Source organism: Burkholderia sp. NRF60-BP8, assembly GCF_001522585.2.
Lineage (GTDB): Bacteria > Pseudomonadota > Gammaproteobacteria > Burkholderiales > Burkholderiaceae > Burkholderia.
On sequence record NZ_CP013373.1, the window covers coordinates 489,663 to 515,571 of the forward strand.

Consider the following 25,909-nt stretch of genomic DNA (forward strand, 5'->3'; position numbering starts at 1 on the left):
CGCATGCGCGGCGAGCGACCTCAGCCCTTGCGTTTGTCGACGACGCGGCGCGCCTTGCCGACCGAGCGCTCGATGCCGTTCACGGGCAGCACGTTGATCACGGCCGTCACGCCGATCAGCGACTTGATGTCGTACGCGAGCGCCTGTTTTGCCGCCTGGATCGCCGCGGTGTCGGGCGCGGTTTCCGGGCACGGCTCGACGTTGAGCGTCAGCACGTCGAGCGGACCTTCCTTGGTCAGCACGATCTGATAGTGCGGCGCGAGCGCGCGCTGCTTGAGCAACTGTTCCTCGATTTGTGTCGGGAACACGTTGACGCCGCGCACGATCATCATGTCGTCCGACCGGCCGGTGATCTTCTCCATCCGGCGCATCGTCCGGGCGGTGCCCGGCAACAGGCGCGTGAGGTCGCGCGTGCGATAGCGGATGATCGGCAGCGCTTCCTTCGTCAGCGACGTGAACACGAGTTCGCCGAGTTGGCCGTCCGGCAGCACTTCGCCGGTGTCGGGATCGATGATTTCCGGATAGAAGTGGTCTTCCCAGATGGTCGGGCCGTCCTTGGTCTCGACGCATTCGGACGCGACGCCCGGGCCCATCACTTCGGATAGCCCGTAGATGTCGACCGCGTCGATGCCCATCCGCTGTTCGATCGCGACGCGCATGTCGTTGGTCCACGGCTCCGCGCCGAAGATGCCGATGCGCAGCGAACTCTGCACGGGATCGAGGCCCTGGCGCTCGATCTCGTCGGCGATCGACAGCATGTAGCTCGGCGTGACCATGATGATGTCGGGCCGGAAATCCTGGATCAGCTGTACCTGCTTTTCGGTCTGGCCGCCGCCGAACGGGATCACGGTCAGCCCTGCGCGTTCGGCGCCGTAGTGCGCGCCGAGCCCGCCCGTGAACAGCCCGTAGCCGTAGCTGACGTGGACCTTGTCGCCGCGGCGCGCACCGGCGGCGCGGATCGAGCGTGCGACGAGATTCGCCCACGTATCGATGTCGGCGGCCGTATAGCCGACGACCGTCGGCTTGCCGGTCGTGCCCGACGACGCGTGGATGCGCGAGATCTGGTCCTGCGGCACCGCGAACATCCCGAACGGATAGCTGTCGCGCAGATCGCCCTTGGTCGTGAACGGAAAGCGCGACAGGTCGGCGAGCGTTTTCAGATCATCCGGATGCACACCGGCTTCGTCGAACTTGCGGCGATAGACGGGCGAGTGGTCATACGCGTGCCGGAGCGACCACTTGAGGCGTTCGAGCTGCAGCGCGGTCAGCTCGTCGCGTGAGGCGGTCTCGATCGGCTCGAGCGGTAGCGGGGTAGTCATGCATGTCTCCAGTGTTTGTTATGGGCGGGCCGTCGACGTCAGCGGTCTTCCGGGATGACCGTGCCCTTGATCTGGGCGGATTTGCCGCGAAACATCGCGATCGTGTCGCCTGTCTGGTTCGTGACACGGATGTCGTAGATGCCGTGGCGGCCGGCACGCGCCTGTTCGACCGCCTCGGCCGTCAGCACGTCGCCGCCGTGCACGGGGCGCAGGAATTCGATCGAGCAGCCGGCCGCGACCGCATTCAGGTTGTACGAGTTGCACGCGAACGCGAAAGTCGAATCGGCGAGCGTGAAGATGATGCCGCCGTGACAGGTCTGGTGCCCGTTCAGGAATTCGGGCCGCACGCGCATTTGCAGGCGGGCGTAGCCGGCGCGTACTTCGACGATTTCCATGCCGAACGCGCGGCTGCAGGCGTCGGCGTCGTACATGGCCTGCGCGGTGGCGCGGGCGAGCGAATCGGGGTCGAGCGTGGCGGTGGCGTTCATCATGTCAACGCCCTTCGAAGCGCGGCGTGCGCTTCTCGATGAAGGCCTTCACCCCTTCCGCATAGTCGTCCGACTGGCCGAGCTTGCGCTGCAGATCGCGCTCGAGGTCGAGCTGCTGATCGAGCGTGTTCGTGACGCTGTCTCGCATCGACTGCTTGATCGACGCGATGGCGAGCGTCGGCTGCTGCGCGAGCTGGGCGGCAAGCTGGCGGACCGTGGCGACGAGCGCGTCGTCGTCGACCGCGCGCCAGATCAGGCCCCACTGTTCGGCCTGTTCGGCGCCGAGCTTGTCGCCGGTCAGCGCGAGCCCCAGCGCGCGTGCCATGCCGACGCGTTGCGGCAGGAACCACGTGCCGCCCGAATCGGGTACGAGTCCGATCTTGACGAAGGCCTGGATGAAACTGCTCGAGCGGGCGGCGAACACCAGGTCGCACGCAAGTGCGAGATTCGCGCCGGCGCCGGCCGCCGTGCCGTTGACGGCGGCGATCACCGGAATCGGCAGACGCTGCAGGCGGCGGATCAGCGGATTGAAATGCTCGTCGATCAGCGTGCCGAGGTCGGTGGACGCGCCTGGCGTGAAGTCGAGGTCGGCGAGGTCCTGGCCCGCGCAAAAGCCGCGTCCCGCACCCGTCAGAATCAGTGCGCGTGCGCCCGCCGCCTCGACTTCATCGAGCGCCGATTGCAGTTCGCGATGCATCGCCCGCGTGAAGCTGTTGAGCTTGTCGGGGCGGTTGAGCGTGATCGTGGCCACGCGCGCGGCCTGATCGATATCCAGCTGGATCGCCTGATAGGACATGCAGTGTCTCCTTCATGACTTCGTTATAGGCGCGCGGCGCGTCGGTTACACGCGTTCGATCGCGAGCGCGATGCCCTGGCCGACGCCGATGCACATCGTACAGAGCGCGAAGCGGCCGCCGGTACGCTCGAGTTGATGGAGCGCCGTGGTGACGAGCCGCGCACCCGATGCGCCGAGCGGGTGACCGAGCGCGATCGCACCGCCGTTCGGGTTCACGCGCGGATCGTCGTCGGCGACGCCGAGCATGCGCAGCACCGCGAGACCTTGCGACGCGAACGCCTCATTCAGTTCGATCACGTCGAACTGGTCGATGCGCATGCCGAGCTGGTGCAGCAGCTTCTGCGTGGCCGGCGCGGGGCCGATGCCCATTACGCGCGGCTCGACGCCGGCCGTCGCCATCCCGACGACGCGCGCGCGGCGGCGCAGGCCGTATTGGTCGGCCGCCTGTGCATTGGCGAGCAGCAGCGCGCAGGCGCCGTCGTTCACGCCCGACGCGTTGCCGGCCGTGACCGAGCCGTCCGGGCGCACGACGCCTTTCAGCTTCGCGAGCGCTTCGAGCGACGTTTCGCGCGGATGCTCGTCGCGCAACACGACCACCGGATCGCCCTTCTTCTGAGCAATCGTGACCGGCACGATTTCCTCGGCGAGCGTGCCGTCCTGTTGCGCCCGCGCGGCCTTCTGCTGGCTGCGCAGCGCGAACAGGTCCTGATCCGCGCGGCTGATGTTGTAGTCGACCGCGACGTTCTCGGCTGTCTCCGGCATCGAATCGACGCCATACAACGGCTTCATCAGCGGATTGACGAAGCGCCAGCCGATCGTCGTATCGAAGATATCGGCCTGGCGCGCGAACGCGCTCGCGGCCTTGCCCATCACGAACGGCGCGCGCGTCATGCTCTCGACGCCGCCTGCGATCATCAGGCGCGCTTCACCGGCCTTGATCGCGCGCGCGGCCGTGCCGACGGCGTCCATTCCGGAGCCGCACAATCGGTTCAGCGTCGTGCCCGGCACGGCCGTGGGCAGGCCCGCCAGCAGCGCCGACATGCGCGCGACGTTGCGGTTGTCCTCGCCGGCCTGGTTCGCGCAGCCGTAGATCACATCGTCGATCGCCGCCCAGTCGACGTCGCGGTTGCGCTCGATCAGCGCCTTGAGCGGCACCGCGCCGAGATCGTCGGCGCGGACATCTTTCAGGGCGCCGCCGTAGCGGCCGATGGGAGTGCGAATCGCGTCGCAGATGTAGGCGTCTGTCATGAGCGTATCGGTGAGTGACGAACCCGCCGGGTGGCGGATTCGTTCATGGTAGAGAACGTGGCGGCGTTTGCACGTCGGCCATTCGGGTTATGCCGTCTGGCCAGCTTCCGCAGGTACGGCCTTCGGGGCAACATGGACGCGGCTCTGAACCACGCGGAACCGGTTGGCGACGAAGGCCGGGTCGGCCAGCGCGGCGTTGGCGGCCGGATTCGCGCCCGTGCCGTGGAAGTCGGAGAAGGCGGCCGACTGGTTGACGAATACGCCGCCTGTCAGGTTGATCGACAGCGCGACGCCGCCACGCACCGCTGCGTCGTGTGCGGCGTTGACGATCGCTTCGTCGGTGCTGTAGACGGAGAGGGTCAGTGCGCCATGCTCGGCGGCGATTGCCCCAGCCAGATCGAGCGATTGCGCGGTCGAGTCGGTCGCGATCACGAACGAGATCGGGCCGAACCACTCCTGCGTGAATTTCTCGCGGTCGGCCACGTCGAGTTGCAGCACGAGAGGCGTGCGCACGCGCGCATCGGGGAAGGCGGGATGCTGCAGGGGCACGCTGTCCGCGAGCACGCGGCCGAGTTTGCGTGCGTCGTCGATACGCGCGGTCACGCCGTCGTTCTGGATCGCTCCGATCAGTTCGACCGAGCGTGCCGGGTCGCCGGTGAGTTTTTGTACGGCAATCGCGATCGCTTGCGCGACCTCGTCGAAGCTCGCATGGCCGTCGGCCGTCCGGATGCCGTCGCGCGGCACGTAGATGTTCTGCGGTGCCGTGCACATCTGGCCGGAGTACAGCGCCAGCGAGAACGCGATGTTCTTGGCGGCGGCCTTCAGGTCGTCGGTCGAGTCGATCACGATCTGGTTGACGCCTGCTTTCTCGGTGTAGACCTGCGCCTGGTGGGCATGGCGTTCGAGCCACGTGCCGTTCTGCGTGCTGCCGGTGAAGTCGATCAGCTTGATCTCGGGACGCAGCGCGAGATCCTGGACGAGGGCGCCGTCGTTGGGTTCGGTCGCGAGGAGCGTAATGACGTTCGGATCGAACCCGGCTTCGCGCAGCACGTCGCGGGCGATCCGCACCGTGATGGCGAGCGGCAGGATCGCGCCCGGATGCGGTTTGACGATCACGGCATTACCGGTTGCCAGATCGGCGAACAGGCCCGGGTAGCCGTTCCAGGTCGGGAACGTGCAGCAGCCGAGCACGAGGCCCGTGCCGCGCGGCACGATCGTATAGCGCTTGTGCATCGCCAGCGGCGGGTTCTTGCCTTGTGGCTTTTCCCAGTGCGCATCCGCCGGGATGCGGCGCAGCTCGTCCCACGCATAGGCGACCGCCTCGAGAGCGCGGTCCTGCGCGTGCGGGCCGCCGGCCTGGAACGCCATCATGAAGGCTTGCCCCGTGGTGTGCATCACGCTGTAGGCAATTTCGAAGCTTGCGCGGTTCAGGCGCGCGAGGATTTCGAGGCTGACGCCGATCCACGCGCTCGGGCCGGCTTCGCGCCACGTGCGCTGCGCGGCGGCTGCGGCAGCGATCAGTGCGTCGGGCGTCGATTTCGGATACCGGACACCCAGCGCGATGCCGTACGGCGAGCGCTCAGCGCCGACCGTTTCACCGGACGCCGGCTGGTCGAGCACGAAAGTCTTGTCGAGGTGCGACTTGAACGCGGCCTCACCGTCCGCGTTTGCGCTTTCCCCGTACACTTTGGGGCTCGGCATTTCGGCGAACGGGCTCCAGTACCCGCGGCTCTCGATGGCGGCGAGTGCGTGTTTCAGCGTGTCTTCGTGCTTCGTGAACAGGGCATGGGTCATGGCGGCGGCCTGATGAACGTTGAGAGGGATCGGATCGATTAATTAACCGACCGGTTGGTCGGAGAATGGTAGCATCAAACTATTCGCATGTGCGAGGCGTTTCTCATTTCATTGATCGAGGAGAAATAGATGGCTTACGAGAACATCCTGGTGGAGACTCGCGGTCGTGTCGGTCTGGTGACGCTGAACCGTCCGAAGGCACTGAATGCGCTGAACGATGCGCTGATGGACGAGCTGGGCGCTGCGCTGAAGGCGTTCGATGCGGACGACGCTATCGGCGCGATCGTCGTGACCGGGAGCGAGAAGGCGTTCGCGGCCGGCGCGGACATCGGCATGATGGCGGCCTACTCTTATATGGATGTCTATCGGGGCGACTACATCACGCGCAACTGGGAGACGGTCCGCGAGATCCGCAAACCGATCATCGCTGCGGTTTCGGGCTTTGCGCTGGGCGGTGGCTGCGAGCTGGCGATGATGTGCGACATCATCTTCGCGGCGGACACGGCCAAGTTCGGTCAGCCGGAAATCAAGCTGGGCGTCATGCCGGGTGCCGGCGGCACGCAGCGTTTGCCGCGCGCGGTATCGAAGGCGAAGGCAATGGACATGTGCCTGACCGCGCGGTTCATGGACGCCGCCGAGGCCGAGCGTGCCGGGCTCGTATCGCGCGTGCTGCCGGCCGACAAACTGCTCGACGAGGCGATTGCCGCCGCGACGACGATCGCCGAGTTCTCGCTGCCGGCGGTCATGATGGTCAAGGAGTCGGTGAACCGCGCGTACGAGACGACGCTGGCTGAAGGTGTCCACTTCGAGCGGCGATTGTTCCATTCGCTGTTCGCAACCGAAGACCAGAAGGAAGGGATGGCGGCATTCGTCGAGAAGCGCAAGCCAGTGTTCAAGCACCGCTGATCGGCCGGCACCGTGCGCCGCGGCAAGTCCGCTGTCCGCTCTGTGTCGATTCTCGGCGTGATTGCTTCGCCCGGTTCCTCAAAAGCCTCCGTGCGCGGCAGCGCACGGAGGCTTTTTCAAACTTTCTTCACAAAAGGCTTGCGCGGACGGGGGCGGATGCATAGAATCACGCCTCTTTCGCGCTAACGGAAACGCGGCGCGGGAGGAAGGGAAGCGGTGCTGTTGAGGTTCGGAAGTAGCGAGCCCGACGGCGCAGAAAGATGGCCCCGCAGTCGCAACGATGTCGTGCAGAAAGTTGTTGACGAGCTGCGAAACACGGTTCATAATCTCGTTTCTCTGCTGCTGAAAACGCAGCGCTGCCGGGAAACTTCAGGTTCCCTCGCAGAATGCTCTTTAAAAATTAACAGCCGATAAGTGTGGGCGCTTGATGAAAGCGAGCTGATCCTCGGATCAGATAGCAAAAGTATCAAGAGTCTCACACTAAAGTAAGTCAGGTTTATGAAGTGATTCATATTCCTGTCAGCTTTGAGTGAGCGACCGGTTTCTAACGAAACCGAAAACAGTAACAGGTTTGAACTGAAGAGTTTGATCCTGGCTCAGATTGAACGCTGGCGGCATGCCTTACACATGCAAGTCGAACGGCAGCACGGGTGCTTGCACCTGGTGGCGAGTGGCGAACGGGTGAGTAATACATCGGAACATGTCCTGTAGTGGGGGATAGCCCGGCGAAAGCCGGATTAATACCGCATACGATCTACGGATGAAAGCGGGGGACCTTCGGGCCTCGCGCTATAGGGTTGGCCGATGGCTGATTAGCTAGTTGGTGGGGTAAAGGCCTACCAAGGCGACGATCAGTAGCTGGTCTGAGAGGACGACCAGCCACACTGGGACTGAGACACGGCCCAGACTCCTACGGGAGGCAGCAGTGGGGAATTTTGGACAATGGGCGAAAGCCTGATCCAGCAATGCCGCGTGTGTGAAGAAGGCCTTCGGGTTGTAAAGCACTTTTGTCCGGAAAGAAATCCCTGGCTCTAATACAGTCGGGGGATGACGGTACCGGAAGAATAAGCACCGGCTAACTACGTGCCAGCAGCCGCGGTAATACGTAGGGTGCAAGCGTTAATCGGAATTACTGGGCGTAAAGCGTGCGCAGGCGGTTTGCTAAGACCGATGTGAAATCCCCGGGCTCAACCTGGGAACTGCATTGGTGACTGGCAGGCTAGAGTATGGCAGAGGGGGGTAGAATTCCACGTGTAGCAGTGAAATGCGTAGAGATGTGGAGGAATACCGATGGCGAAGGCAGCCCCCTGGGCCAATACTGACGCTCATGCACGAAAGCGTGGGGAGCAAACAGGATTAGATACCCTGGTAGTCCACGCCCTAAACGATGTCAACTAGTTGTTGGGGATTCATTTCCTTAGTAACGTAGCTAACGCGTGAAGTTGACCGCCTGGGGAGTACGGTCGCAAGATTAAAACTCAAAGGAATTGACGGGGACCCGCACAAGCGGTGGATGATGTGGATTAATTCGATGCAACGCGAAAAACCTTACCTACCCTTGACATGGTCGGAATCCTGCTGAGAGGTGGGAGTGCTCGAAAGAGAACCGGCGCACAGGTGCTGCATGGCTGTCGTCAGCTCGTGTCGTGAGATGTTGGGTTAAGTCCCGCAACGAGCGCAACCCTTGTCCTTAGTTGCTACGCAAGAGCACTCTAAGGAGACTGCCGGTGACAAACCGGAGGAAGGTGGGGATGACGTCAAGTCCTCATGGCCCTTATGGGTAGGGCTTCACACGTCATACAATGGTCGGAACAGAGGGTTGCCAACCCGCGAGGGGGAGCTAATCCCAGAAAACCGATCGTAGTCCGGATTGCACTCTGCAACTCGAGTGCATGAAGCTGGAATCGCTAGTAATCGCGGATCAGCATGCCGCGGTGAATACGTTCCCGGGTCTTGTACACACCGCCCGTCACACCATGGGAGTGGGTTTTACCAGAAGTGGCTAGTCTAACCGCAAGGAGGACGGTCACCACGGTAGGATTCATGACTGGGGTGAAGTCGTAACAAGGTAGCCGTATCGGAAGGTGCGGCTGGATCACCTCCTTTCCAGAGCTATCTCGCGAAGTTGAGCGCTCACGCTTATCGGCTGTAAATTTAAAGACAGACTCAGGGGTCTGTAGCTCAGTCGGTTAGAGCACCGTCTTGATAAGGCGGGGGTCGTTGGTTCGAATCCAACCAGACCCACCATTTGTCTGGCGGTACACACCTGAGGCATCTGTACTCATGGGGGGCATAGCTCAGCTGGGAGAGCACCTGCTTTGCAAGCAGGGGGTCGTCGGTTCGATCCCGTCTGCCTCCACCAATCTTCAATGACAAGCGTTCGACTGCGTCGAACCTTTGTCATTGGCGATTGAGCCAGTCAGAGCGGTACGTAGTAAGTATCGGCTGTCGTTCTTTAACAATCTGGAAGAAGTAAGTAATTTGGATAGCGGAAGCGTCTTTGAGATGGACGTGGAAACTATCCGGGTTGTGATTGTATCGATGTATCTCAAGATGATTCGAACTTCATGTTCGGCTCAATTTGGAATACGGCACACACGTAGTGTGGGCTCCGCGTAAGTGCTAAAGCACTAACGCTGAGCGACACGCGAGAACTCAACCTGTAGCGACTGTAGCGTCGAAAGATGAGACAGACTCGTTATAGGGTCAAGCGAACAAGTGCATGTGGTGGATGCCTTGGCGATCACAGGCGATGAAGGACGCGGTAGCCTGCGAAAAGCCCCGGGGAGCTGGCAAACAAGCTTTGATCCGGGGATATCCGAATGGGGAAACCCACTCCTTATGGAGTATCCATGGCTGAATACATAGGCCATGTGAAGCGAACGCGGTGAACTGAAACATCTAAGTAACCGCAGGAAAAGAAATCAACCGAGATTCCCAAAGTAGTGGCGAGCGAAATGGGATGAGCCTTGCACTCTTTATTTGTATTGTTAGCCGAACGCTCTGGAAAGTGCGGCCATAGCAGGTGATAGCCCTGTAGGCGAAAACAGTATGAAAGAACTAGGTGTGCGACAAGTAGGGCGGGACACGTGAAATCCTGTCTGAAGATGGGGGGACCATCCTCCAAGGCTAAATACTCGTGATCGACCGATAGTGAACCAGTACCGTGAGGGAAAGGCGAAAAGAACCCCGGGAGGGGAGTGAAATAGATCCTGAAACCGCATGCATACAAACAGTCGGAGCCTCGCAAGGGGTGACGGCGTACCTTTTGTATAATGGGTCAGCGACTTACGTTCAGTAGCAAGCTTAACCGTATAGGGCAGGCGTAGCGAAAGCGAGTCCGAATAGGGCGTTCAGTTGCTGGGCGTAGACCCGAAACCAGGTGATCTATCCATGGCCAGGATGAAGGTGCGGTAACACGTACTGGAGGTCCGAACCCACTAACGTTGAAAAGTTAGGGGATGAGCTGTGGATAGGGGTGAAAGGCTAAACAAACCTGGAAATAGCTGGTTCTCTCCGAAAACTATTTAGGTAGTGCCTCGTGTCTCACCTTCGGGGGTAGAGCACTGTCATGGTTGGGGGGTCTATTGCAGATTACCCCGCCATAGCAAACTCCGAATACCGAAGAGTGCAATCACGGGAGACAGACATCGGGTGCTAACGTCCGGTGTCAAGAGGGAAACAACCCAGACCGCCAGCTAAGGTCCCCAAATATAGCTAAGTGGGAAACGAAGTGGGAAGGCTAAAACAGTCAGGAGGTTGGCTTAGAAGCAGCCACCCTTTAAAGAAAGCGTAATAGCTCACTGATCGAGTCGTCCTGCGCGGAAGATGTAACGGGGCTAAGCTATATACCGAAGCTGCGGATGCGAGCTTGCTCGCATGGTAGGAGAGCGTTCCGTAAGCCTGCGAAGGTGCGTTGAAAAGCGTGCTGGAGGTATCGGAAGTGCGAATGCTGACATGAGTAGCGATAAAGGGGGTGAAAGGCCCCCTCGCCGTAAGCCCAAGGTTTCCTACGCAACGTTCATCGGCGTAGGGTGAGTCGGCCCCTAAGGCGAGGCAGAAATGCGTAGCTGATGGGAAGCAGGTCAATATTCCTGCACCGTCGTTAGATGCGATGGGGGGACGGATCGCGGAAGGTTGTCCGGGTGTTGGAAGTCCCGGTCGCTGCATTGGAGAAGGCGCTTAGGCAAATCCGGGCGCAGGATTCAAGGGTGTGGCGCGAGCGACTTAGGTCGCGAAGCAATTGGAAGTGGTTCCAAGAAAAGCCTCTAAGCTTCAGTCTAACGATGACCGTACCGCAAACCGACACAGGTGGGCGAGATGAGTATTCTAAGGCGCTTGAGAGAACTCGGGAGAAGGAACTCGGCAAATTGGTACCGTAACTTCGGGATAAGGTACGCCCTTGTAGCTTGACTGGCCTGCGCCAGGAGGGTGAAGGGGTTGCAATAAACTGGTGGCTGCGACTGTTTAATAAAAACACAGCACTCTGCAAACACGAAAGTGGACGTATAGGGTGTGACGCCTGCCCGGTGCCGGAAGATTAAATGATGGGGTGCAAGCTCTTGATTGAAGTCCCGGTAAACGGCGGCCGTAACTATAACGGTCCTAAGGTAGCGAAATTCCTTGTCGGGTAAGTTCCGACCTGCACGAATGGCGTAACGATGGCCACACTGTCTCCTCCCGAGACTCAGCGAAGTTGAAGTGTTTGTGATGATGCAATCTACCCGCGGCTAGACGGAAAGACCCCATGAACCTTTACTGTAGCTTTGCATTGGACTTTGAACCGATCTGTGTAGGATAGGTGGGAGGCTATGAAACCGGAACGCTAGTTTCGGTGGAGCCGTCCTTGAAATACCACCCTGGTTTGTTTGAGGTTCTAACCTTGGCCCGTGATCCGGGTCGGGGACAGTGCATGGTAGGCAGTTTGACTGGGGCGGTCTCCTCCCAAAGCGTAACGGAGGAGTACGAAGGTACGCTAGGTACGGTCGGAAATCGTGCTGATAGTGCAATGGCATAAGCGTGCTTAACTGCGAGACCGACAAGTCGAGCAGGTGCGAAAGCAGGTCATAGTGATCCGGTGGTTCTGTATGGAAGGGCCATCGCTCAACGGATAAAAGGTACTCTGGGGATAACAGGCTGATACCGCCCAAGAGTTCATATCGACGGCGGTGTTTGGCACCTCGATGTCGGCTCATCTCATCCTGGGGCTGTAGCCGGTCCCAAGGGTATGGCTGTTCGCCATTTAAAGAGGTACGTGAGCTGGGTTTAAAACGTCGTGAGACAGTTTGGTCCCTATCTGCCGTGGGCGTTGGATATTTGAAGGGGGCTGCTCCTAGTACGAGAGGACCGGAGTGGACGAACCTCTGGTGTACCGGTTGTCACGCCAGTGGCATCGCCGGGTAGCTATGTTCGGAAGAGATAACCGCTGAAAGCATCTAAGCGGGAAACTCGCCTTAAGATGAGATATCCCTGGAGGCTAGACCTCCTTGAAGGGTCGTTCGAGACCAGGACGTTGATAGGTCGGGTGTGTAAGCGCAGTAATGCGTTCAGCTAACCGATACTAATTGCCCGTAAGGCTTGATCCTATAACAAGTCTGCCTTAACAGGACTTGTTGATTCTCGTGTGCGATACACACAACTCAAAATTACTGCTTCTTCCCGGATTGGTTGCGCTGCGAAGCAACGCAACAACCCTCTTTGCCTGATGACCATAGCGAGTCGGTCCCACCCCTTCCCATCCCGAACAGGACCGTGAAACGACTCTACGCCGATGATAGTGCGGATTCCCGTGTGAAAGTAGGTAATCGTCAGGCTCCCTAAGCCAAGAACCCCCGCCCGAAAGGCGGGGGTTTTTGCATTGGCACGGCGGAAATACGCGGTGCAGGCGGAAAGCGTCACCCAGCCTATCGGCGTTAGCACTCCGGCACCGCATCAATTGCAACATCAAATCCCATCAACCGCTCCTATCTTTCGCGATTCAATCGATTATTGATCGTATCCTCGATCAAGATCGCAACTTGCGCGCCGCAGCGTATCGTCAGGCGCGCTTGTGCGACCAACTTTCCGCTTCCTAGAGCCGGCCACGTTATCCCGTTTTCGTCCGGCTAATCCAAAATCGGCGCGAAACCGGCGCTTTATTCGGCGGGTCCACGTAAAATTTGCGAATCCCCCTCTTTGCATTCAAAACGATGAACGCCGCCACCCAGGTAGCCCGGGCTGTTTGCCCGCATGATTGTCCGGACACGTGCGCCATGCGGGTGACCGTCGAGAACGGCAAGGCAATCAAGGTCACGGGCGATCCCGACCATCCGCCGACGCAGGGCGTGTTGTGTACGAAGGTCAGCCGATACGCGGATCGCGTTCATCATCCCGATCGCCTCACTGTCCCGCTCAAGCGGGTCGGCCCGAAGGGAGAGGGGCGCTTCGTGCCGATCAGCTGGAGCGAAGCGTTCGACGAGATAGGACGTCGCCTCGGTGAAATCGCCGCACGCGCGCCGGAAGCGATCGTGCCGTACAGCTATGCGGGAACGATGGGGCTCGTGCAAGGCGAAGGCATCGCCCAGCGCTTCTTCCACAAGCTCGGCGCCTCGCGGCTGGAGCGGACGATCTGCGCGGCAGCCGGCGCAGCGGGGCTGCGATATACCTACGGCGGCAGTGTCGGCATGCACCTTGAATACTTCGAGGAAAGCGAGCTGATTCTGATATGGGGCGCGAATCCGATTGCATCGAGCCTGCACTTCTGGACCCGCGCGCAGGAAGCGAAGCGCCGTGGCGCGCGTCTTGTCGCGATCGATCCATATCGTTCGCTGACCGCGGAGAAATGCCATCAGCACATCGCACTGAAGCCTGGTACCGATGGTGCATTTGCGCTCGGCATGATGCATGTGGTGATTACCGAAAACCTGCTCGATCACGATTACATCGCCGACCATACGCTCGGCTTCGACGCGCTCAAGGCGCGCGCACTGTCCTATCCGCCGGAACGCGTGGCGGAGATCTGCGGCATCGATGCGTCGGTGCTGATCGATCTTGCGCGTCGCTACGGCGCTACCCGGAAGGCATCGATCCGCCTCAACTACGGCATGCAGCGTGTTCGCGGCGGCGGCAATGCCGTGCGCGCGATTGCCAGCCTGCCGGCGCTGACGGGAGCGTGGCGCGATCGGGCAGGCGGCCTGCTGCTCTCGTCGTCGGAATCGGCGCCCGTCAATCAGGCGGCGCTGCTGCGTCCGGACCTGATGCCGGGTTGGCCGCACAAGCTGCCTCGCATCATCAACATGAACGCGATCGGCGACGCACTGCTGCATCCGGGGGACGCGACGTTCGGGCCGAAAGTCGAAGCAGTGATCGTGTACAACTCGAATCCGGTGGCGGTTGCACCGGACTCGTCGAAAGTCGCCGCGGGCTTTGCACGTGACGATTTGTTCACGGTCGTTCTCGAGCACTTCAAGACAGATACGGCCGATTTCGCCGACATTGTATTGCCGGCGACCACGCAGCTCGAACATCTGGATGTCCATAAATCGTATGGCCATACCTACGTGATGGCGAACCTGCCAGCGATCTCGCCGGTGGGAGACGCGCGGCCGAACACGGAGATCTTTCGCGGGATCGCGCGCAGCATGGGCCTCGACGAACCCGCGCTCTATCACAGCGACGAAGAGGTCGCGCGCGCGGCGCTTCGCTGGGACGATCCGGCGCTCGACAGCGACTGGGACACGCTGAAGCGGGTCGGCTGGCTGAAGCTCAAGCTGCCGGAGGCGCCGTTCGCGAATGGCGGTTTCCGCACGCCCTCCGGCAAGTGCGAGTTCTACAGCCCGCGGCTCGAGCAGATGGGCATGGACCCCGTCCCCGACTACCTGCCGCCGTTCGAATCCACCGAAGCCGCGCCCGAGCTCGCCGCACGCTATCCATTGGCGATGATTTCGCCGCCGGCCCGCCACTTCCTGAACAGCACGTTCGTGAACGTCGACAGCCTGCGTTCGACGGAAGGCGAGCCGCACCTCGACATGCATCCGTCCGACGCCAGCGCTCGCGGCATCGCAGAGGGCGACATCGTCCGCATCTTCAACGACCGCGGCTCGATGCAGGCCCGCGCGCGAATCACCGATCGCGCGCGGGCCGGGCTCGTCGTCGGGTTGTCGATCTGGTGGAAGAAACTGTCGCCGGACGGCAAGAATGCGAACGAGGTGACGAGCCAGGCGCTGACCGATCTGGGCAATTCGGCGACGTTTTACGATTGTCTTGTGGAAGTTGAGCGGATTTGATCGAATATCGCCGTATGATCAGACGAAATTGACACGCAAGTTCGAAGTGGACATCTAACCCTGTTGTCTCGGGGCGGGGGAGCCGTTACGATGCGTTTTAGCACGACCATTCGAAAATCTGTGAGGAGACGCGCGGTATGGACAAAATTTGGCTGAAATCGTACCCACCCGGCGTTCCAGCCGAAATCGACTCCTCTCCTTATCCGTCCGTCCCGGACCTGCTCGACGAAAGCTTCCGGCAGTATCGCGACCGTACCGCGTTCGTTTGCATGGGCAAGCGGATCACGTACGGCGAACTCGACAAGCTGTCGCGTCAGTTCGGCGCCTGGCTGCAGTCCCGCGGCCTGGCTCGCGGGGCGCGCGTCGCGATCATGATGCCGAACGTGCTGCAGTACCCGCTGACGATCGCTGCGGTCCTGCGCGCCGGCTATACCGTGGTCAACGTCAATCCGCTCTATACGCCGCGCGAGCTCGAGCATCAGTTGAAGGACAGCGGTGCCGAGGCGATCGTCATCCTGGAGAATTTCGCGTCGACGTTGCAGGCCGTCATCGCCAATACGGCCGTCAAGCACGTGGTCGTCGCATCGATGGGCGACCTGCTGGGCATCAAGGGATGGATCGTCAATTACGTCGTGCGCAACGTGAAGAAGATGGTGCCTGCGTGGCAACTGCCGTCGTTCACGCGCTTCAAGGCCGCGCTCTCGGAGGGCGCACGACAGGCGTTCAGGCCGCAGAAGATCGGCCCCGACGACGTCGCGTTCCTGCAGTACACGGGCGGTACGACCGGCGTTGCGAAGGGCGCGACGCTGCTGCACCGGAACATCGTGTCGAACGTGCTGCAGGCCGGCGCCTGGCATCAGCCGGCCCACGACAAGTACCCCGACGTGGAACAATTCGTGACGGTTGTCGCGCTGCCGCTGTATCACGTGTTCGCACTGACCGTCTGCGGTTTCCTGACGATGCGCACGGGCGGCATGGGCGTCCTGATCCCGAACCCGCGCGACATCGCCGGCATGATCAAGGAACTGAAGGGTTACCGGATCTCGACGATCCCCGCCGTCAACACGCTGTACAACGCGCTGCTAAACCATCCCGACTTCGACCAGCTCGACCTGTCGAAGCTTGTGATCGCCAACGGCGGTGGCATGGCGATCCAGGAAGGCGTCGCGAAGCGGTGGTATGAAAAGACCCGTACTGCGATCATCGAAGGATACGGGCTGTCCGAAACGTCGCCGGTGGCGACCTGCAACCCCGTGACGGCCACCGAATACAGCGGGACGATCGGCTTGCCGCTGCCGTCGACCGAAGTCGCGATTCGCGACGATGCCGGCAATGACGTCGCGCTCGGCGAGCCCGGCGAGATCTGCATCCGCGGGCCGCAGGTGATGGCCGGCTACTGGAACCGGCCGGACGAGACCGCGAAGGTCATGTTCGCGGACGGATTCTTCAAGACGGGCGACGTCGGCGTGATGGATGCCCGCGGTTACGTGAAGATCGTCGATCGCAAGAAGGACATGATTCTCGTGTCGGGCTTCAACGTGTATCCGAACGAAGTGGAGGACGTGGTGGCGTCGCATCCGGGTGTGTTCGAGGTCGCGGCAGTCGGCGTGCCGGACGAGCATTCCGGCGAAGCCGTGAAGCTGTTCGTCGTGAAAAAGGATCCGTCGCTGACCGACAAGGACATCCTTGCTTACTGCAAGGAGCGGCTCACCGGGTACAAGCGGCCGAAGCTGGTCGAATTCCGCACGGAGCTGCCGAAGACGAACGTCGGCAAGATCCTGCGGCGCGAGCTGCGCGACGGCCGAGCGTAACGCGCGCAGCGATACGGTTGAACGAAAAGCCCGGCCTGTTGCCGGGTTTTTTGTTTGCGGCTGCGGGGAAGTGCCTGTTTCGTGCGGAGGTGGCCGCCAGCCTGGCCGGTTCGGGGGCGCACGCGACGTGGTTTATCGCGACTCGCCGACCTGCCGACCTGCCGACCTGCCGACCTGCCGACCCGCCAACCCGCCAACCCGCCAACCCGCCAACCCGCCAACCCGCCAACCCGCCAACCCGCCAACATCCCCGCGCCGTCAGAAAAGAAAAAGGCGCCCGAAGGCGCCTTCAATATGCTGCGGCTTGTCAGACAAGCTGATTAGAACTTGTGACGGATACCGACGCGTGCTGCGACCTGGTTGCTGGTGCTCGACCCGGCCAGACCGTTGATCGCTGCCGTTGCCTTCAGGACGTTGCCGTTCGAATCGAGCACGTTGCCCGATGCGTGCTGGTACACGCCGATCACGTAGACGTCGGTGCGCTTCGACAGGAAGTAGTCGACGCCCAGCGAGCCCTGGTGGTACTTGGCTGCCGAATTGCCGTCGATCTTGCTGCCTTGCGTGTAGTCGTACGCTGCGCCGAGGATCAACGCCGGCGTCAACTGGTACTTGAAGTTGATTTCGCCGTTGTTGAACGTCGCGGTCTGGTTCACGAACGGGCCTGCCGAGAAGCCCTTGAACTTCGTGTTCGAGTACGTCGCGCCGATCGTCGCTGCGCCGAACGTGTACGCGCCGCCTGCACCGATGACCTGATACGTGTTCGCGTTGTTCGCGTACGCGCCGTAGATCGGCGACGAGACCGACGACGACGTCGACCCGTTGTTGAACATGCCGCCGAACTGGTTCGGCGTACGTGCGTTCAAGTAACCGACGCCGAGAACCAGCGGGCCGTTGTTGTAGCCTGCGCCGAGCGACCAGACCTGGTTCTTCGAGAACTGGCCAGCCTGGCCGCCGAAGCTGTACAGGCCGCCGAACGTGAGGCCGCCGTAGCTCTGGCTCGTGAACTTGACCGCGTTGTTCACGCGATACGCGTTGTTGAAGTTGTCGAGGTCGCCCGGGTGAGCGGCGATGTAGCCGCCCCACTGGTCGCCTGCCTCGAGCGGGCCGACGAAGTCGACGACGGAGTCGTACTGACGACCCAGCGTGACCGTACCGTACGGGCTCGACAGGCCGACGTAAGCCTGACGACCGAACATCAGGCCGCCCTGACCGAGCTTGCCGCTGTTCACGTCGAAACCGTTTTCGAGGGTGAAGATCGCCTTCAGGCCGCCACCGAGGTCTTCGGTGCCGCGCAGGCCGAAGCGGCTGCCTTGCATCACGCCGCTGGCCATGCTGTACAGGTGCTTGCCGCCTGCGTTGTTGTTGAAGAGCAGGCCTTCATCGATGATGCCGTAAAGCGTCACGCTGCTTTGCGCATGGGCAGCGCCAGCGAACGCGCCCAGCGCGACGAGCGCGAGAAGCGACTTTTTCATTAACGGATCTCCAAGAATCACTGAATTTTTTTGGCGGGGCGGATAGTTATGTTCTGTTGACGGGCCCCATCAACTTCGCAAGAAGTCGCACGTAATGTAGCAAAGCCGTTTTTTGCCACAAAGCGAAATGCTGCAGCTCAACGCCGCTATGTTTCCTTTATGCAACAATGGTTAAAATCACGGGTTAACCGCAATTTCCGCTGAATAATCAAGTCGGTTACGCGGCGGACTCGTGCCCTTGCCGCGCGCAGCGGCACCTGCAGCCAGGAGAACAGGATGGTGTTGGATGAACTGATCAGCGAATTCGATCGCGGCCTGCGGTCGCTGACCGGCATTAGCCGGATGAGCCGGCCCGTGCCCGTGCCGGCCGATGCGCCCGACGTCGAACTGACGCCCGCCGAACGCACGCGCGCGGCCGGGCTGATGCGCGTGAATCACGTCGGGGAGGTCTGCGCGCAGGCGCTTTACCAGGCGCAGAAGCTCACCGCGCGCACGGCGTCGGCGAAGGCGATGTTCGAGGAGGCCGCGCGCGAGGAGGAGGACCACCTCGCATGGACCGCGCACCGCCTGAAGGAACTCGATTCGCGCCCGAGCCTGCTGAACCCGCTTTGGTATGCCGGCGCGCTCGCGATCGGCGTGGCGGCCGGCACGCTCGGCGACAAGGTCAGCCTCGGCTTCATGGCCGAGACGGAGCGGCAGGTCGAGAGCCACCTCGAAGGCCACATGTCCGAGCTGCCGGCGGCCGACACCGCGTCGCGCGCGATCGTCGACCAGATGCGGATCGACGAGGTCAAGCACGGCAAGGCCGCGACCGACGCCGGCGGCATCGAGCTGCCGCTGCCGGCGCGGATGCTGATGCGCGCCGCGTCGAAAGTCATGACGAGCACTGCGTACTATCTCTGAGATTTGCGCCGGGGTGGCGTGGGACGCCGCCCCGGTTCGCCGCCCCCGATACCGTCCGCTCACTCCTCGTTTTCCCGCCCCCGAAAGCCCCGTCCACACGCCCGTCTGGCCCGCCTTTCTCACGTATCACCTTCACAAGTTGCACTAGCTCATTCATTTATAACGGTTTTTGGAATGAGGGGCCGCATGAGCATGTGCGCGTAAGTCCTTGTTCTAACTAACAAAATTCGTCAAAAAAGCGAGCCGCTCCCTTGACCGTGCCACACCCTTCCTCTAAAGTGGGAGACAGTGTGAGAAAGTGTATTTTTGTGTGATTTAGCAGGCTATTCCGGCTAAATTCTCAGCATTGAGCGGGTGCTTCGGTGCCCTGAACGGGAGAGCGGAAAGTGTTCCAAGGGGCGTCGGCGCTGACGCTCGATGCGAAAGGGCGGATGTCGGTGCCGGCTCGCTATCGCGAAGCGCTGCAAGGACAGGCAGAAGGACGGGTGACTGTGACCAAGCACCCGGACGGCTGCCTGTTGCTGTTTCCGCGCCCCGAATGGGAAGTGTTCCGCGCCAAGATCGCCGCGCTGCCGATGGACGCCCACTGGTGGCGGCGAATTTTTCTCGGCAATGCGATGGACGTCGATCTCGACAGCGCGGGCCGGATTCTTGTATCGCCCGAGCTGCGCATGGCAGCCGGACTGGAAAAGGAAGTCATGTTGTTGGGAATGGGTAGTCACTTCGAGCTGTGGGATTCGCAGACCTACAACGCGAAGGAGCAGGCAGCGATGGCGCAGGGTATGCCCGACGCGCTGAAGAATTTCACGTTCTGATTGCGGTGACGGAGACGCCCGCGATGGGAAATGAATTGCGGCATCGGACGGTGCTGTTGGATGAAGCGGTCGAGTCGCTCGTGACGCGGCCGGACGGCGTGTATGTCGACGGCACGTTCGGGCGCGGCGGCCATAGCCGCGCGGTGCTCGCGCGGCTGGCGCCGGCCGGGCGGCTGATCGCGTTCGACAAGGATCCGAGGGCGATCGAGACGGCGCAGGGCATCGAGGATGCGCGCTTCTCGATCGTGCACGACAGCTTTGCATCGATGCGCGACGCGCTTGCGGCGCGCGGCGTCGAGAAGGTGTCAGGGGTGTTGCTGGACCTGGGCGTGTCCTCGCCGCAGGTGGACGATCCGGCGCGCGGCTTCAGCTTCCGCGCCGATGGTCCGCTGGACATGCGAATGGATCCGACGCGTGGCGAGTCGGCGGCCGAATGGCTCGCGCGGGCTTCGGTGCAGGAATTGACGGAGGTGATACGGGATTATGGGGAAGAACGGTTTGCTTTTCAGATTGCAAAGGCGCTTGTTGCTCGCCGGGCAGAGTCCGACCGTCTTGGGCCTCTCGACACCACGGGCGAGCTTGCCCAAATCGTGGGTCACGTCGTCAAAACCCGTGAGAAGGGCAAGGATCCGGCAACCCGCACCTTTCAGGCTATACGGATTCACGTCAATCAAGAGCTTGCGGACCTGCAAGTCGTACTAGACGCGGCATTGTCGTTGCTGGAGCAAGGGGGGCGGCTGGTGGTCATCAGCTTTCATTCACTCGAGGACCGGATCGTCAAGCGATTCATGCAGGCGCACGCGAGTGCGCCTGCAGTCGATCGTCGTCTGCCGATTCGCGCCGTCGACCTCCCGAGTCCGCCGCTCAAGATCATCAGCCGCCAGTTTCCGAGCGAAGCGGAAGTCGCCGCGAATCCGCGCGCCCGCTCGGCCGTGATGCGCATCGCGGAGCGCGTCACGCCATGAGCCGCCTCAACATCTTCCTGCTGATCATCGTGATGGGTTGCGCGCTGTCGGTCGTCAACTCGACGAACCAGCAACGCCAGATCTTCATCCAGCTGCAGCGCGCGCAGTCGCAGGAGCGTCAGCTCCAGCAGGACTACGCGCAGCTTCAATATCAGCAGAGCGCGCTGTCGAAGACGTCGCGCATCGAGCAGCTCGCGAACGATTCGCTGAAAATGCAGCCGATCTCGACCGGCCGCACGCAATACCTGACGCTGCCGCCTGGCGCCGCGAAGGCGATCGACGCGCCGATCGCGGCATCGGCCGACACGACCGGCAAGGGCAAGGGGGGCGCGCGATGAAGCCGTCCCCGAAGCGCCAGAACGTGAAGTTCTCGTCGAGCCCCGTGCTGGGCGTCCATTTGCCGATGTGGCGCTCGAAGCTCGTCGTGTTCCTGCTGTTCATGGCGTTCGTCGCGCTGGCCGCTCGGGCGTTCTGGATCCAGGGGCCTGGCAACGCGTTCTATCAGAAGCAGGGCGAAAGCCGCTATCAGCGCACGATCGAACTGCCGGCGACGCGCGGCAAGATTCTCGACCGTAACGGGCTCGTGCTCGCGACGAGCTTGCCGGTGCGCGCGATCTGGGCGATTCCCGACGCGGTGCCGGACGATCTCGACGCGGACAAGATCAACCAGCTCGGCAAGCTCCTCGGCATGACGTCGAAGGAGCTGCGCGTGAAGCTGTCGGAAGACAAGGGTTTCGTCTACGTGAAGCGCCAGGTGCCGATCGACGTCGCCGACAAGGTCGCCGCGCTCGACATTCCCGGCATCTATCAGCGCAACGAATACAAGCGCTTCTATCCGGAAGGCGAGATCACCGCTCACCTGATCGGCTTCACGAACGTCGAGGACGAAGGGCAGGAAGGCGTCGAACTGGGCGACCAGAAGATGCTGTCCGGCACGTCGGGCATGCGTCGCGTGATCAAGGACCGGATGGGGCACATCGTCGAGGACGTCGCCGAGCAGATTCCGCCGCACAACGGCACCGACGTCGACCTGTCGATCGACAGCAAGATCCAGTACATCGCGTACGCGAACCTGAAGGCCGCCGTCGAGAAGTTCAAGGCGAAGGCCGGCGCGGCGATGGTCGTCGACGTGCGTACCGGCGAAGTGCTCGCGCTCGTCAACTACCCGACGTACAACCCGAACGACCGCTCGCGCATGACGGGCGAGCAGTTGCGCAACCGGATCATGACCGACGTGTTCGAGCCGGGCTCGATCATGAAGCCGTTCACCGTGTCGCTCGCGCTCGACCTGCACCGCGTGACGCCGAACACGCTCGTCGAGACGGGCAACGGGCATTTCGTGCTCGACGGCGCGCCGATCACCGATGACGCGGGTTTCGGCACGCTGACGGTCGGCGGCGTGATCCAGAAGTCGAGCAACATCGGCGCGACGAAGATCGCGATGACGATGCGGCCCGAGGAAATGTGGAATATGTATACGAGCATCGGCCTCGGCCAGGCGCCGAAGGTCGGCTTCCCGGGCGCGGTGGCCGGCCGTCTGCGTCCGTGGAAGAGCTGGCGCCGCATCGAGCAGGCGACGATGTCGTACGGCTACGGCCTGTCGGTGTCGTTGTTCCAGCTCGCACGGGCGTACACGGCGATCGCGCACGACGGCGAGCTGATGCCCGTGACCATTTTCAAGACCGACCCCAATCAACCGATCGCGGGCACGCAGGTGTTCAATCCGACCACCGCACGCGAAGTGCGCGCGATGCTCGAGACGGTGGTCGCGCCGGGCGGCACGTCGCCGGATGCGGCCGTGCCGGGCTACCGCGTCGGCGGCAAGAGCGGCACCGCGTACAAGCACGAAGGTCACGGCTACACGCGCAAGTACCGCGCGTCGTTCGTCGGGATGGCGCCGATGCCGAATCCGCGCGTCGTGATCGCGGTGTCGGTCGACGAGCCGACCGCCGGCAGCCACTTCGGCGGCCAGGTGTCCGGCCCCGTATTTTCGGCGATCGCCGGCGACACGATGCGTGCGCTGAACGTCCCGCCGAACATGCCGATCAAGCAGCTCGTCGTGTCCGACGATTCGCCGGAATCCGCTGCCGCGAAGGGCCCGCAAAAGCTGGCCGCGGGGAGCGGTGCAAAGCATATGATCGTGTCCAGCACGACGCGTAATTCACCAGGAGTCGTTCGATGAGCGCCGCCCGCAGTTCCCATCCGGCGCATCAGCAGATCGCAGCCGCGCTCGCGTGGCTGCGTCAGCATGTGGCCCCCGCGGCGCAACTGCATGCCGACACGCGCAGCCTCGAGGCTGGCGACGTGTTCGTCGCGTATGCGGTCGACGGGGCAGATAACCGCGCTTTCATGGCCGATGCCGTCGCGCGCGGGGCGGCCGCCGTGCTGTATCAGCCGGAAGGGCTGACCGACGCGCCGACCGTACCCGTCGCGCTCGCGGTGCCGGCGCTCGACCAGCTCGCCGGCGAGATCGCCAGCGGCTGGTACGGCGATCCGAGCGACAGCCTGCTCGCGGTCGGTGTCACGGGCACGAACGGCAAGACGTCGTGCACGCAATGGATCGCCACCGCGCTGACGGCGCTGCACCAGCCGTGCGCGGTGATCGGCACGCTCGGCACCGGAATGCCCGGCCAGCTCGTGCCGACTGGCTTCACGACGCCCGACGCGCCGCAACTGCAGCGCAGCCTCGCGCAATTGCGCGACGCGGGCGCACAGGCCGTGGCGATGGAAGTGTCGTCGCATGCGCTGCACCAGGGGCGCGTGAACGGAACGGCGTTCGACATCGCGGTGTTTACGAACCTCACGCAGGATCACCTCGACTATCACGGCACGTTCGATGCGTACGAGGCCGCGAAGGCGAAGCTGTTCGCGTGGCGCGGCCTGCGCGCGGCGGTGATCAACCGCGACGACGCAGCGGGCCGCCGCCTGCTCGAGAAGCTGGCCGGCCGCGTGCGCACGATCGCGTACGGGATCGGCGATGCGCAAGCGCCCGACGCCGATCGCGAGCTGGTCGCGCTAGACGTGCGCGCGACCGCGACGGGCACCGCATTCCGCCTGCGCTCGTCGTGGGGCGACGCGGACGTCGAGGTCGGCACGCTCGGCACGTTCAACGTCAGCAACCTGCTCGCCGTGCTCGGCTCGCTGCTCGCGGCCGACGTGCCGTTTGCGGCGGCCCTCGCCGAGATCGAGCGGCTCGAGTCGGTCAATGGCCGGATGCAGCGGCTCGGCGGCCGGCTGCAGAACGACGAACCGCTCGTCGTGATCGACTATGCGCATACGCCCGACGCGCTCGAAAAGACGCTCGACGCGCTGCGCCCGATCGCCGCGGCGCGCGGCGGCCGGCTCGTCTGCATGTTCGGCTGCGGCGGCGATCGCGATGCGACCAAGCGGCCGCTGATGGGCGCGATCGCGGAGCGGCTCGCCGACGAAGTCGTCGTCACGAGCGACAACCCGCGCAGCGAAGATCCGCAGCACATCATCGACCAGGTCGTCGCGGGCATGACCGCGCCCGATCGCGCACGCCGTATCGAGGATCGCGCGAGCGCGATCCTGCAGGCGGTGCGCGGCGCCGCGCGCGAGGATGTCGTCGTGCTGGCCGGCAAGGGCCACGAGGCCACGCAGGAAATCATGGGCAAGAAGCGCGCGTTCTCCGATCAGGATCACGCGCGGCTCGCGCTCGCAGCGCGCGCGACGCACGGCAAGGGAGGCGCCGAATGACGATGCTCAGTCTCGGCGAAGCCGCCCGCCTGATTCCCGGCGCCACCGTCCGCGGCGACGCGGGCGTCACGTTCGACCGCGTGTCGACCGACAGCCGCACGGTCGGCCCGGGCGACCTGTTCGTCGCGCTGAAGGGCGAGCGTTTCGACGCGCACGACTTCCTCGGCGACGTCGCCGCGCGCGGGGCCGCCGCGGCGCTCGTCGCGCATGCGCCGGCGGGCATCGCGATGCCGCTGATCGAAGGCGGCGAAACGCGCGCGGCGCTCGGCGCGCTCGCGCACGGCTGGCGGATGCGATTCCCGCTGCCGCTCGTCGCGGTGACGGGCAGCAACGGCAAGACGACGGTCAAGGAAATGATCGCGTCGATCTTCGCGGCGGCGGTCGGCGCCGACGCGCGGCTCGCGACGGCCGGCAACCTGAACAACGATGTCGGCCTGCCGCTGACGCTGCTGCGCCTGTCGGCCGCGCACCGTCTGGCGGTGATCGAGATCGGTATGAACCATCCGGGCGAAACGGAAGTCCTCGCGCGCCTCACCGCGCCGACGGTCGCGCTCGTCAACAACGCGCAGCGCGAGCACCAGGAATTCATGGCGACGGTCGAGGCCGTCGCGCTCGAACACGCGGCCGTGATCCACGCGCTGCCGCCGGACGGCGTCGCGGTGTTCCCGGCCGACGATGCGTACGCGGGCATCTGGCGCGTCGCGGCGACCGGCAACCGGATCCTCGATTTCGCGCTGCACGACGCCGAACGTCAGAACGACGCGCAGGTCGTCGGGCGCGTGCACGGCGGCGAACTCGCGATCGACACGCCGGTCGGCACCGTCTCGGTGCGGCTGCGTGCGCTCGGCGAGCACAACGCGCGTAACGCGCTGGCCGCGACGGCTGCGGCGCTCGGCGCCGGTGTCGCGCTGTCGGCGATCCGCCAGGGTCTCGAATCGTTCGAACCGGTCAAGGGCCGGCTGCAGGTGAAGCAGGCGAGCGTCGGCAGCCTCGCGGGCGCAACCGTCGTCGACGATACGTACAACGCGAACCCCGATTCGATGCGTGCCGCGATCGACGTACTCGCCGCGCATCCCGCGCCGCGCGTGCTGGTGATCGGCGACATGGGCGAAGTCGGCGACGAAGGGCCGGCATTTCACCGCGAAATCGGTGCGTACGCGCGCGAACGCGGGATCGATGCGCTGTTCGCGCTCGGCGACGCATCGCGCGACGCGTGCACCGCATACGGCGACACGGCGCGCCATTTCGGCGACGTCGACGCGCTCGTGGCGGCGCTGCTCGCGGCCGGTTACGGCGCGCAGGCGACGGTGCTCGTGAAGGGCTCGCGGTACATGAAGATGGAGCGCGTGGTCGACGCGCTGACGAACCAACCCGCGGCGGGCACCGTGCCCGCCGCACACTGAGTAGAAGG

Annotated in this window: 16 protein-coding genes, 2 tRNA genes and 3 rRNA genes; 15 read left to right on the plus strand and 6 right to left on the minus strand. The window is 63.0% G+C overall.

The genetic code is table 11. The features are described 5' to 3' along the window. Positions 1-20: 20 nt before the first annotated feature. From paaK to paaN, 5 genes are all read right to left on the minus strand, one after another. Entirely contained in the window at positions 21-1,319 is a 1,299-nt protein-coding gene (paaK, locus tag WS54_RS15415; protein ID WP_034209844.1) for a phenylacetate--CoA ligase PaaK, read from the minus strand. A 38-nt stretch (positions 1,320-1,357) separates the two neighbouring features. Next, positions 1,358-1,810 (minus strand): hydroxyphenylacetyl-CoA thioesterase PaaI, encoded by a 453-nt coding sequence (gene paaI, locus WS54_RS15420; RefSeq protein WP_059499657.1) that lies wholly within the window; start codon positions 1,808-1,810, stop codon positions 1,358-1,360. A gap of 1 nt (position 1,811) precedes the next feature. Next, positions 1,812-2,603, minus strand: coding sequence for a 2-(1,2-epoxy-1,2-dihydrophenyl)acetyl-CoA isomerase PaaG (gene paaG / locus WS54_RS15425; protein ID WP_059780267.1), 792 nt, complete (start codon positions 2,601-2,603; stop codon positions 1,812-1,814). A 45-nt stretch (positions 2,604-2,648) separates the two neighbouring features. Then, positions 2,649-3,851, minus strand: coding sequence for a 3-oxoadipyl-CoA thiolase (pcaF, locus tag WS54_RS15430; RefSeq protein ID WP_059780266.1), 1,203 nt, complete (start codon positions 3,849-3,851; stop codon positions 2,649-2,651). A gap of 87 nt (positions 3,852-3,938) precedes the next feature. Then, positions 3,939-5,645 carry a phenylacetic acid degradation protein PaaN gene (paaN, locus tag WS54_RS15435; protein WP_059780265.1) on the minus strand — a complete coding sequence of 569 codons (1,707 nt, stop codon included), beginning with the start codon at positions 5,643-5,645 and terminating at the stop codon, positions 3,939-3,941. 129 nt (positions 5,646-5,774) lie between these two features. Between paaN and WS54_RS15440 the strand changes: the two genes are divergently transcribed. From WS54_RS15440 to WS54_RS15480, 8 genes are all read left to right on the plus strand, one after another. After that, the gene (locus WS54_RS15440; RefSeq protein ID WP_034209849.1) at positions 5,775-6,551 is read left to right on the plus strand and encodes an enoyl-CoA hydratase; all 777 of its coding nucleotides are present in this window, start codon (positions 5,775-5,777) and stop codon (positions 6,549-6,551) included. 573 nt (positions 6,552-7,124) lie between these two features. Further along, positions 7,125-8,657 (plus strand): 16S ribosomal RNA (locus WS54_RS15450). Between the two features lie 64 nt (positions 8,658-8,721). Continuing rightward, a tRNA-Ile gene (locus WS54_RS15455) sits at positions 8,722-8,798 on the plus strand. A 39-nt stretch (positions 8,799-8,837) separates the two neighbouring features. Then, positions 8,838-8,913 (plus strand) — tRNA-Ala (locus tag WS54_RS15460). Between the two features lie 342 nt (positions 8,914-9,255). Then, positions 9,256-12,136 (plus strand): 23S ribosomal RNA (locus WS54_RS15465). A gap of 115 nt (positions 12,137-12,251) precedes the next feature. After that, positions 12,252-12,364 (plus strand): 5S ribosomal RNA (rrf, locus tag WS54_RS15470). Together the 16S, 23S and 5S rRNA genes with 2 tRNA genes alongside form the textbook arrangement of a ribosomal RNA operon. A gap of 375 nt (positions 12,365-12,739) precedes the next feature. Further along, positions 12,740-14,815, plus strand: coding sequence for a molybdopterin-containing oxidoreductase family protein (locus WS54_RS15475; protein WP_059779074.1), 2,076 nt, complete (start codon positions 12,740-12,742; stop codon positions 14,813-14,815). A 137-nt stretch (positions 14,816-14,952) separates the two neighbouring features. Continuing rightward, positions 14,953-16,626 (plus strand): long-chain fatty acid--CoA ligase, encoded by a 1,674-nt coding sequence (locus WS54_RS15480; protein WP_059779076.1) that lies wholly within the window; start codon positions 14,953-14,955, stop codon positions 16,624-16,626. 320 nt (positions 16,627-16,946) lie between these two features. Here WS54_RS15480 and WS54_RS15485 read toward each other — a convergent pair whose 3' ends face one another. Further along, positions 16,947-18,098: a porin gene (locus tag WS54_RS15485; protein ID WP_034206318.1), complete on the minus strand. Its 1,152-nt coding sequence runs from the start codon at positions 18,096-18,098 to the stop codon at positions 16,947-16,949. 276 nt (positions 18,099-18,374) lie between these two features. Here WS54_RS15485 and coq7 point away from each other — a divergent pair, with 276 nt between their 5' ends. The 7 genes from coq7 (at position 18,375) to WS54_RS15520 (ending at position 25,901) form a co-directional block, all read left to right on the plus strand. Next, positions 18,375-19,001, plus strand: coding sequence for a 2-polyprenyl-3-methyl-6-methoxy-1,4-benzoquinone monooxygenase (gene coq7 / locus WS54_RS15490; protein WP_059779078.1), 627 nt, complete (start codon positions 18,375-18,377; stop codon positions 18,999-19,001). A gap of 386 nt (positions 19,002-19,387) precedes the next feature. Further along, positions 19,388-19,816, plus strand: coding sequence for a division/cell wall cluster transcriptional repressor MraZ (gene mraZ, locus WS54_RS15495; RefSeq protein ID WP_006487094.1), 429 nt, complete (start codon positions 19,388-19,390; stop codon positions 19,814-19,816). A 23-nt stretch (positions 19,817-19,839) separates the two neighbouring features. Further along, positions 19,840-20,781, plus strand: coding sequence for a 16S rRNA (cytosine(1402)-N(4))-methyltransferase RsmH (gene rsmH / locus WS54_RS15500; RefSeq protein ID WP_034206320.1), 942 nt, complete (start codon positions 19,840-19,842; stop codon positions 20,779-20,781). Further along, positions 20,778-21,119, plus strand: coding sequence for a cell division protein FtsL (ftsL, locus tag WS54_RS15505; RefSeq protein WP_034206321.1), 342 nt, complete (start codon positions 20,778-20,780; stop codon positions 21,117-21,119). The genes rsmH and ftsL overlap by 4 nt, the downstream gene beginning before the upstream one ends. Then, complete coding sequence (locus WS54_RS15510; protein ID WP_059779080.1) at positions 21,116-22,963, plus strand: peptidoglycan D,D-transpeptidase FtsI family protein; 1,848 nt, start codon at positions 21,116-21,118, stop codon at positions 22,961-22,963. The genes ftsL and WS54_RS15510 overlap by 4 nt, the downstream gene beginning before the upstream one ends. Beyond that, a complete protein-coding gene (locus WS54_RS15515; protein WP_059779082.1) occupies positions 22,960-24,498 on the plus strand; it encodes a UDP-N-acetylmuramoyl-L-alanyl-D-glutamate--2,6-diaminopimelate ligase in 1,539 nt (512 codons plus the stop codon). The genes WS54_RS15510 and WS54_RS15515 overlap by 4 nt, the downstream gene beginning before the upstream one ends. Continuing rightward, positions 24,495-25,901, plus strand: coding sequence for a UDP-N-acetylmuramoyl-tripeptide--D-alanyl-D-alanine ligase (locus WS54_RS15520; protein ID WP_059779084.1), 1,407 nt, complete (start codon positions 24,495-24,497; stop codon positions 25,899-25,901). The genes WS54_RS15515 and WS54_RS15520 overlap by 4 nt, the downstream gene beginning before the upstream one ends. Positions 25,902-25,909 lie beyond the last annotated feature (8 nt).

What these genes read in the sequence shown, in the direction of transcription:
- WS54_RS15520 (WP_059779084.1), top strand. Translation starts at nt 24,495, where the DNA reads ATGACGATGCTCAGTCTCGGCGAAGCCGCCCGCCTGATTCCCGGCGCC.
- WS54_RS15485 (WP_034206318.1), bottom strand. Translation starts at nt 18,098, where the DNA reads ATGAAAAAGTCGCTTCTCGCGCTCGTCGCGCTGGGCGCGTTCGCTGGC.
- paaK (WP_034209844.1), bottom strand. Translation starts at nt 1,319, where the DNA reads ATGACTACCCCGCTACCGCTCGAGCCGATCGAGACCGCCTCACGCGAC.
- WS54_RS15480 (WP_059779076.1), top strand. Translation starts at nt 14,953, where the DNA reads ATGGACAAAATTTGGCTGAAATCGTACCCACCCGGCGTTCCAGCCGAA.
- coq7 (WP_059779078.1), top strand. Translation starts at nt 18,375, where the DNA reads ATGGTGTTGGATGAACTGATCAGCGAATTCGATCGCGGCCTGCGGTCG.
- WS54_RS15475 (WP_059779074.1), top strand. Translation starts at nt 12,740, where the DNA reads ATGAACGCCGCCACCCAGGTAGCCCGGGCTGTTTGCCCGCATGATTGT.
- pcaF (WP_059780266.1), bottom strand. Translation starts at nt 3,851, where the DNA reads ATGACAGACGCCTACATCTGCGACGCGATTCGCACTCCCATCGGCCGC.
- paaN (WP_059780265.1), bottom strand. Translation starts at nt 5,645, where the DNA reads ATGACCCATGCCCTGTTCACGAAGCACGAAGACACGCTGAAACACGCA.
- WS54_RS15515 (WP_059779082.1), top strand. Translation starts at nt 22,960, where the DNA reads ATGAGCGCCGCCCGCAGTTCCCATCCGGCGCATCAGCAGATCGCAGCC.
- paaI (WP_059499657.1), bottom strand. Translation starts at nt 1,810, where the DNA reads ATGATGAACGCCACCGCCACGCTCGACCCCGATTCGCTCGCCCGCGCC.
- WS54_RS15440 (WP_034209849.1), top strand. Translation starts at nt 5,775, where the DNA reads ATGGCTTACGAGAACATCCTGGTGGAGACTCGCGGTCGTGTCGGTCTG.
- rsmH (WP_034206320.1), top strand. Translation starts at nt 19,840, where the DNA reads ATGGGAAATGAATTGCGGCATCGGACGGTGCTGTTGGATGAAGCGGTC.
- ftsL (WP_034206321.1), top strand. Translation starts at nt 20,778, where the DNA reads ATGAGCCGCCTCAACATCTTCCTGCTGATCATCGTGATGGGTTGCGCG.
- paaG (WP_059780267.1), bottom strand. Translation starts at nt 2,603, where the DNA reads ATGTCCTATCAGGCGATCCAGCTGGATATCGATCAGGCCGCGCGCGTG.
- WS54_RS15510 (WP_059779080.1), top strand. Translation starts at nt 21,116, where the DNA reads ATGAAGCCGTCCCCGAAGCGCCAGAACGTGAAGTTCTCGTCGAGCCCC.